The organism is Bradyrhizobium sp. 147 (assembly GCF_023073935.1).
In the GTDB taxonomy this organism is placed as follows: domain Bacteria; phylum Pseudomonadota; class Alphaproteobacteria; order Rhizobiales; family Xanthobacteraceae; genus Bradyrhizobium.
Genome location: NZ_JADPKL010000106.1, coordinates 1 through 8,189, shown reverse-complemented (window position 1 = coordinate 8,189; position 8,189 = coordinate 1). Strand labels below are relative to the sequence as shown.

Here is an 8,189-nt window from a genome sequence, read left to right as displayed (position 1 = left end):
TTCCCAAGAGGTCCTTTCAGGCCGCGTCGTCCAGCATGGCGTCGGCCAGCACCCGTTTCAGCCGCGTGTTCTCGTCATCCAGCGTCTTCAGCCGCTTGGCCTCCGACACCTCCATCCCGCCGAATTTTGCCTTCCATTTGTAGTCGTCCGTTAAGAAGGCGAATTGAGCGGGGCGGGACGGCCGAACGTGCGCCATAGCTGGAGCAGGATGAGGCACGAGAGTTCTCTGAGCCAGGCGAGGATGCGGCGGAAGTTGTGGCCGACGGCTGAGAGGATGACGTTAGCCGCATCGCCGGCGCGGCCTTTGAGGTAGCAGCGGCCGAGGTGACCATCGGCCTTCAGGTGTCCGATGATGGGTTCGATGGCGGAGCGGCGGCGCAGCTCGCGCCTGATGACACCGAAGACGCCGCGCTTCTGGCCGGAGATGAAGATCCGTCGGGGATTTTGTGCGTCGTGGCCGCGGTATCCCTTGTCGACGTAGTCGCGCTCGATCGCGCAGCCGGTGAGTGTCTCGGTGCGGTCGATGACGTCCCGCAAGGTGTGACCGTGGTAGGGGTGATCGGGTAGCGCCCTGGCGTGGAGCACGAACAGGCCCCCGGGAGAACGGCGGTTGTTGGTGACGATGGAGGCTTTGACGCCCACCTATGGACCACGCCCGCGTTGCAAGAGGAATCGACAAAGGGATGTAGCGGTCTGCGCCAATCTATCCGGCTTCGATTTGAGGCTCTCGCCTCGAGCCACTATGGATATCCGCCCACTTCTGTCCTCAATAACTCGCCGGCCTCAAGAAGGGCCATGGCGTCGAACCAGGCTTCAGAAGTGTCGGTGCAACCGTTGCTCTATTCGTCCTTTCCGTCTCCCAAACCTCGGCGGGACATTGTGCCTTTCCGGGTGGATCGTGGATCTTCTTCCTTCCCGGGCCCTGTCTTACGCGGCGTGGCTCGTGAAGTTGGCGTCGTAATGACGGCCCTTTGCGAGCATGCTCCAGGCTAGGCGCGCGAGTTTTGTGGCCAGGGCGACAACCAGTACATTCGAGTGGAGCCGCTTGGATGCTGCTTCCAACCAGGCTCCGAAGCCATGCCTGGACCAACTCTGACGCCTTAGTAGAACGGCCCTGGCCCCTTGAATGAACAGCGTTCGCAGGTACCGGTTGCCACGCCTCGATATGCGGCCGAGAATGGTTCGATCGCCAGTCGAGATTTGTTTCGGTACGAGGCCAAGCCATGCCGCAAAGTCGCGACCCTTATGGAAGGCATCACCAGTTCCGATCGCGGCGATCATCGCACTTGAGATGATTGGTCCGACACCCGGCGCATTCATCAGGCGGCGACAGTGTGCGTCTTGATCAGCGAGTTCGTCAATTTCCTTCGTGATCGATGCGACCCGCCGCTCGAGAAAGCGCCAGTCTTCGGCCAGGTCCTGAATGAGCCGAACCACTCGAGGCGACAAGTTATCCGAGAGCATCGAGAGAATCTGTGTGCCAATCGAAGTGCTGCCGCTCCCTGCCGAACTGCCAGCCCTCGCTCAAGCAAAAAAACTCGGATTTGATTGATGACCGCGGTTCTCTGCGTCACCAATCGACTGCGAACTCTGTGCAGCGCCTGCAAGTCAAGTTGCTCGGCCGATTTCAACGGGACGAAGCGCATGGTCGAGCGTTGCGCCGCCTCTGCGATGGCTTCGGGCTCTACCTTGCCGCTGAGAGCGGGCGTGGTCCATGCCATTAACTCGTAAGGCGCGGCTGCTTTGCCCTTGCCGATGCACTCCACCTCCGGGGCGTGGAAGGAATAAAGCTTGAAGCCGCGCTGGCGCTGCTGCTGCGAGCGGATCTGCGAGGCCCGGCTGAGCGCGAGGGCGAACGTGTTCTCAAGCACAGCCTGACCTTCGATCTTGCGGCGGATATCGCGGATGATCCGGCCCAGCCGGCTGCGCAGGATGCGCAACTGCCGCTGATGCCGCTTGAATTGCTTGGCATGGCCGTAGCGCCCGCCATCATTGTCGCGGTTTTGGCAATGCGCAGATAGGACTGCCGCAGCTTGACGCCGTGCTTCCCCGTCAGACGGTTGAGCCCCTTGATCGCCGCGTGCAAGAGCTTGGCATCGGTCGGGAAGGTGATCGCCTTCGGCTGCACGGTGGTATCGACTGTGACCCGCTTGATGTCTTGGCTGCGTAACGCGCCGGCCTCGTGTGCCACCCGCAAGCTCTCGGCCAGCAACAGCTCCAGCTTGTCGCCGAGCCGCTTGCGCCAGTGGCTCAGGTCCGAGCGCTCGTGCGGGAATGCGTGCTGGAAGAACTCTTCGCCGGTGAAGTACTGGAAATATGGGTCGTGGACCCAGCGCTCGCTCACCCCCTCATCGGACAGCCCGTAAATGTGCTTGAGCAGCAACAGCCCGATCATGAGGCGGGTCGCGATCCCGTGCCGACCATTCTCGCTATAGAGCGGCGCGATCTCGCCGTCGATCCAGTCCCAATCGACCTTGCCGGCGAGCTGAACCAGCTCATGCTTCATATTGATGATTTGGTCCAGCCTGGCCCGGAACAGATCGCCCGATCCCGTCGTCCTGTGCTTCTTCGGTCGCATCGCCACCTCCGATGCGATGACGGAATCATGGTTAGCGATTCGACGGAATCTTGAGGGCTCTGTGAGGTCGCGTGGCAGGCGCGAGCCACGCGCCCGCTTGTGCGTGCGACCTCATAGAAGACGGATTCAACGAAGCCGCGGAGTTGTGGGCGCTATGGGAATAGTGCAGCGGTTGGGGCTGCGGGGAAGGCGCGCCTGGGGTCGTCGCGCGTCGACGAGTCATTGATCGGATGTGAGAGGCCGGATTGATCGGGCAAAGGCCGCGATCCAGCGAGCGACTTGCTGCGCTGGAATGCGTGGCCGAACGATTGGCAGGGTGTTCGGTGACGAACGCGGCCACGGCGACATCGGACATTGCCACTGAGAAGGTGATCACAGAAGGGGTGGATGGTGCAGGCGCTGGTCATGACGTATCACAACGAAACGGATGGTCGCGGGCGCAGGCTCGCGGGACGACATCGACGCGCCGCATGGTGCCGCCACAATGGGGGCAGACGGGGATCTCACATTTAGTAAGGGGATCGTCGCCGGCTTCTTGATCAGTCGGAGCGTGCGGACAGTAAGGAGTTGACGGCAGAGAGCGATTTTATCGCTGCGTCCGCCATTGGCGAGGAAGCCATAGTGGCGGATGCGATGGAAGCCGTCCGGCAGGGTGTGTAGAGAAAGCGCCGAATGAACTCATCGGCATCAAGCGTCATCACTTTGGCTTTACGAGTCTGCCGATAGTCCTTCCAGGAAAAGCTCACCTTGCCGTTGGCAAGCGAGATCAGCCGACTGTTGGCGATGGCGACGCGGTGCGCATAGCGGCCGAGATAAGCCAGCACCTGTTCGGGCCCGCCAAATGGTGGCTTGGCATAGACGACCCAGTCGGTCTGTCGAAGTTGATTAAGGCGCGCGGCGAATGCAGCGGGATCGGTGAGATGGGCGAGTGCGCCAAAGAAGCTCAGCTGGCCAGCCGCGTAGGCAACTTGTAGCTCTTGCAGAAACAGGCGGCGGAACAGCCGGGAGAGGACGCGCACTGGCAGAAGAAGCCGGGCCGCGCAAGCGACCCAGCGTGTGCCGTCGAGCGAGGGTCCACCGCCCGGCACGACGCAGTGGATATGCGGATGGTGTTGCAGGGTCTGGCCCCAGGTATGGAGGACGGCAGTCACGCCGAGCTGAGCGCCGAGATGCTTGGGGTCGGCTGCGATGGTGGTGAGCGTCTCGGCTGCGCAGCGGAACAGGATGGCATAGACGGCGGCCTTGTTCTGGAAGGCGATCCCTCCGGCGAGGGCCGGCATGGTGAAGACGACGTGGAAATACGGTACGGGAAGGAGTTCAGCTTGCCGTTCGGCGAGCCATTGCGCGCGCGCCGCGCCCTGGCACTTCGGGCAATGCCGATTGCGGCAGGAGTTGTAGGCAATGCGTGTGGCGCCGCAGTCATCGCACTGCTCGACGTGGCCGCCGAGCACAGCCGTCCGGCAGGCCGTGATCGCGCCCATGACGCGCCGCTACGCGGCCCAGATGCTCGGCACGGGCTTGCTGAAACGCTTCGCCGTGGCGGCGGAAGATATCCGCCACTTCCAGAACCGGAGCCATGGCGCCCGCTCAGCCGGGCGGCACGACCTCCAGATGGAGCCGGTCCAGCGGACTTGGCGTATTGCTGATGGTCTTGGTGGCGACCTGGGTATAGCGCGCCGTGCTGGCCAGGCTGGCATGGCCGAGCAGCACCTGGATGATGCGCACGTCGCCCCGTTCTCCAGGAGATGGGTCCCGAATGTGTGCCGCAGCGTGTGCACCGTCACCGACTTGCTCAAGCCGGCCGCCGCACAAGCTGAACGGCAGGCGGCGTGCAGCACGTTCGGGACGAGCGGACGCTCGTCGTCGCGGCCGGGAAACAACCATCGCTTTGGCCGAGTGAGCCGCCAATACGTCCGCAGAATCCTCAAAAGCTGCGGCGAGAGCATAACGTGACGGTCCTTGCCACCCTTGCCGTGCTCGACCCGGATCAGCATCCGTTGGCTGTCGATGTCGACAACCTTCAAGAGGACCACTTCCGATACGCGCAAGCCTGCGGCATAGACGGTGGTCAGCGCGGTACCGCTCTTGAGGCTTGGGATTGCTTCCAGGAAGCGCACGACCTCGTCGGCGCTCCAGCACGACCGGAAGTTTGCGCGGTTGGCGCGCATAGGCGATGCGCTCCGGAACGGTGTCATGACCAAGCGTCACACCATAGAAAAACCGCAGCGCGCACACGATCTGGTTCAGCGCCGGCCAGGACATCCCCGTCGCCACCAGATGAACCTGGAAGGCACGGATATCCTCCACGTCAAGGCGGTCGGGAGAGCGACCGAAATACCGGCTCAACTTCGCTACGGCGTTGAGGTAGGATTGCTGCGTCGCCGGTGACAGATTGCGGACCGTCATGTCCTCGATCATGCGGCGGCGAAGTGGGCTGATCTCAGCCATCGGAAAACCTCCTGTCTGAAGGGTTGGGCTTCGGAAACCCGCAATCCTCTCAGACAGGAGGCAATCCTGGCTATGCCTCCCTACATGCGCGACAGCGGCTTCGTTCAATCCTGAAAATGAAATTGCAAGGTTCCGACGCCCAAAGCATCAAACCCCTGCAAACGCAAAACAGTCCACAACGACAAATGCGATTCTAGCTCAATCGCTTAGCCACTCTTCACGGACGACTTTGGAGAGGGGCGTCACTGACGCCATGCTTGCGGCACAGATCGGCGACCGAAACGCCAGCTTCGTGCTCCTTCAAAATCCCGATGATCTGCGCTTCCGTAAAGCGACTGTGCTTCATGCTCTGGTCCTTATGTATGGTTGTTCGCCGGTTCTGATCGCGGCGCCGAGCGGGCTGCCGTGATGGCCACACTTCTCATGACGGCGCGTCTCGCTCGCTTCGCAAAAGCAAGACGAGGACTGGCTCTGGGACGTGGCCGATCGAATGGACACAGAGGATGGCGTCGTCTGGGTTTACGGCATAGGTGACGACCAGGTCATGGCGTTCACCGTCTTCGGCATCGAAAACCTGACGGAGCTCATCAGGATGCACAAGGACGACCCCGAATTCCTCAAGCGGCGGAATCGTGAGCCCTCGTCCGCGGCCTAGCTGGGATGGATACCCTCGGACCCGCCCCGATCGAGGAGCTTCGCGCGGTAAGTGGAAGTGAGCACCTTCTCGAGCTCTTGGGCCTCTCGGCCTTCGGCGTCACCACTATGGCACAGCTCCCCTAGCGACATGGAAGGGTTCGGGCTCGTCGTCAACTACCAACGTTTGCAATTGATGGAGGTGGCAGGCCCATGTCAATAGTAAGCTGATGACCGTCGCGCTAGTCACACGTCACTTGGCCGATATCTAACACGCAAATCGTTGAGAATCTTGATGAAGCCGTTTGTGTGGTCTGCATCTGGCGTCCGTTCAATTCGTGCCGCAGCTAGCAATATCGGAGAATGCCACCATGAATAAGACCGCCTTGATCGACAATGTCATTCCGCGTGCCGACATCGTGAAACGCGCCGCGCGCATCGGCGCTGAGATCAGGAATATCAAACTGTCTGGAGAGTTGCCGGACGAGACGATCGCTGCGATCAACAGCCAGCTGCTCAAGCATAAAGTCATCTTCTTCCGGGAGCAAGGCCATCTCAACGACGTCGAACAGGAGCGCTTTGCACTTCGTTTCGGAAGTCTTGTGCCGCATCCGACCGTTGGGGCCGTCAAGGGAACGGCGTCGATCATAGAGCTTGATTCCGCCCGCGGCGCTAGCCGAGCCGACCTGTGGCACACTGATATGATCTTCGTGGATGCCTATCCCAAGATGGCGGTACTGCGAGGCGTTGTGATACCGCCATTCGGTGGCGATACTATCTGGGCAAACTCCGGGGCCGCTTATCTCGACCTGCCGCGACCGCTGCAACGACTTGCTGACGAGCTCTGGGCTGTTTTCAGCAACGCCTTCGATTCCACTATAATGGCCCGCCTTAGTGAGGCTGACAAGAAACATTGGGAGGAAGTCTACACCAAAACGATCTACGAGACGGAGCACCCCGTAGTGCGTGTACACCCTGAAACTGGCGAACGCACGCTGGTGCTCAGCGATTGGGTACAACGTTTTGTTGATATCCCTAGGTATGACGGCCAGAGACTGTTAGATATGTTCCAGTTCCATATCACCGCGCCCGAGAACACAGTGCGTTGGAATTGGAAAGAGGGCGATGTTGCGATCTGGGATAACCGCGCGACGCAACATTATGCGGTCTACGATTACGGCGAGCAGCATCGCATCGTTCGTCGTGCCACGGTAGCTGGTGAGGTGCCCGTCAGCATCGACGGTCGCCGCAGCATAACGCGCATAAAGGCCATCAAACAGCAGCCCGCGAGGATCGCCAAAGTATAATCACACAAGGCTCGATAGCGTGGGCTTGAGGTAGTTGGCGGCGTCGACAGCCTCGGCGATTGGAGCGACGACGGCTCAGCGGTTCTGGAAACAGTCTTCCTCAGAGGAGATGCGCCTTAATGCTGTGCGATACGGAATGGACTATGTCGATCCCGGGGCCTCTTCCTACGAGACGCGCTACCGGACGCGAGTGGTCAACAATTTGCATCGGCGCGCCAAGGCATTCGGCTTCATTCTCCAGCCATTGGAGCCGAACGTCGGCGATGCCGTTTCTTAGGAATCGTTCTCCAGGGTCAGCTCCCCGATCTTGGCGTGCAGCGCTTTCACGTCAACCGCGGGCTCGCTCATTCGGTTGCCTCACCAGGACCGAACACATCGGCCGCCGCTTCCTGAAGCTGGGCCTTCCACTGCGTGATCTGGTTCGGGTGCACGTCGAAATGCTCAGCCGGCTGGGCCAGCGTCATCTCGCCCTTGATCGCGGCTAACGCCACCTTCGCCTTGAATGCCGGTGCGTGGTGCCGACGGGGTCGTCTGCTCATCGTCTCTCCTGATTCGCAGGTCAATCTTGCGTATCGCTTCGGCGAGGACCGCCTTGCGCGGTTTGATGGAGGATGAAGACTTAGGCGTATGACTGACCATATGCCTATGCCGAAGGTTTCCCGACTTGAAGTCGTCTCGACGGGCGCTCGACGCCGTGGACATTGGAAGAAAAGCAGGGGATCGTCACCGAGAGCTATGGCGGGCCACGTCTGGTGTCGGTGACGGCGCGACGCAACGGGCTGTCGACAAGCCAATTGTTCACGTGGCGCCGGTTGGCGCGCGACGGCAAGTTGAGCGGGGATGCCGCGCCGGCGCTTGTTCCGGTTGAGATCACGCCTGCGGCGGCTCCGATCTCGAGTGACGCGCCACAACCGGTGTCTTCATCGCCTGCGCAACGTGCAGGGGCCGGCATTATCGAGATCGACCTTGGCGGCGGCTGTCGCGTGCGCGTTGACCGGGACGTAGACACCGAGGCGCTGCAGCGGGTTCTTGAAATTTTGAGACGACGATGATCCCGATCCCGAGCGGCGTCAGGGTCTGGATCGCCACTGGCCACATCGATATGCGTCGCGGCATGCAAAGCCTGGCGCTTGCGGTCCAGGAGAATCTGAAGCGCGATCCTCATGCCGGCGATCTCTACATCTTCCGGGGCCGCCGCGGTGATCTGGTGAAGATTCTTTGGC

At 61.1% G+C, this 8,189-nt stretch carries 4 protein-coding genes and 8 pseudogenes; 4 read left to right on the top strand and 8 right to left on the bottom strand.

The genetic code is table 11. The features are described 5' to 3' along the window. Positions 1–19: 19 nt before the first annotated feature. The 7 pseudogenes from IVA87_RS26790 to IVA87_RS26760 form a co-directional block, all read right to left on the bottom strand. Positions 20–154, bottom strand: a pseudogene (locus tag IVA87_RS26790) (transposase); the annotation flags it as partial. Continuing rightward, a pseudogene (locus IVA87_RS26785) lies at positions 151–639 on the bottom strand (IS5/IS1182 family transposase); the annotation flags it as partial. The pseudogenes IVA87_RS26785 and IVA87_RS26790, both read right to left, overlap by 4 nt. 288 nt (positions 640–927) lie before the next feature. Continuing rightward, positions 928–1,685, bottom strand: a pseudogene (locus IVA87_RS26780) (IS110 family transposase); the annotation flags it as partial. 39 nt (positions 1,686–1,724) lie between these two features. After that, positions 1,725–2,578 (bottom strand): annotated as a pseudogene (locus IVA87_RS26775) (IS5 family transposase); the annotation flags it as partial. A 561-nt stretch (positions 2,579–3,139) separates the two neighbouring features. Further along, a pseudogene (locus IVA87_RS26770) lies at positions 3,140–4,156 on the bottom strand (IS91 family transposase); the annotation flags it as partial. Positions 4,157–4,165: 9 nt separating this feature from the next. Then, positions 4,166–5,026 (bottom strand): annotated as a pseudogene (locus IVA87_RS26765) (site-specific integrase). A gap of 238 nt (positions 5,027–5,264) precedes the next feature. Continuing rightward, positions 5,265–5,372 (bottom strand): annotated as a pseudogene (locus tag IVA87_RS26760) (transposase); the annotation flags it as partial. A gap of 144 nt (positions 5,373–5,516) precedes the next feature. On the opposite strand from IVA87_RS26760, the gene IVA87_RS26755 reads away from it, so the two are divergent. The 3 genes from IVA87_RS26755 to IVA87_RS26745 all read left to right on the top strand — a co-directional run bounded on the left by IVA87_RS26755 (position 5,517) and on the right by IVA87_RS26745 (position 7,243). Next, positions 5,517–5,681 (top strand): hypothetical protein, encoded by a 165-nt coding sequence (locus IVA87_RS26755; protein ID WP_346658381.1) that lies wholly within the window; start codon positions 5,517–5,519, stop codon positions 5,679–5,681. Positions 5,682–6,030: 349 nt separating this feature from the next. Next, positions 6,031–6,966 carry a TauD/TfdA family dioxygenase gene (locus IVA87_RS26750; RefSeq protein WP_247335807.1) on the top strand — a complete coding sequence of 312 codons (936 nt, stop codon included), beginning with the start codon at positions 6,031–6,033 and terminating at the stop codon, positions 6,964–6,966. A gap of 136 nt (positions 6,967–7,102) precedes the next feature. After that, positions 7,103–7,243: a hypothetical protein gene (locus IVA87_RS26745; protein WP_247335805.1), complete on the top strand. Its 141-nt coding sequence runs from the start codon at positions 7,103–7,105 to the stop codon at positions 7,241–7,243. Positions 7,244–7,245: 2 nt separating this feature from the next. On the opposite strand, the pseudogene IVA87_RS26740 reads toward IVA87_RS26745, so the two are convergent. Continuing rightward, a pseudogene (locus IVA87_RS26740) lies at positions 7,246–7,505 on the bottom strand (transposase); the annotation flags it as partial. Positions 7,506–7,667: 162 nt separating this feature from the next. Between IVA87_RS26740 and IVA87_RS26735 the strand changes: the two are divergent. Further along, positions 7,668–8,018: a transposase gene (locus IVA87_RS26735; RefSeq protein WP_247335804.1), complete on the top strand. Its 351-nt coding sequence runs from the start codon at positions 7,668–7,670 to the stop codon at positions 8,016–8,018. The last annotated feature ends 171 nt before the right edge of the window (positions 8,019–8,189 follow it).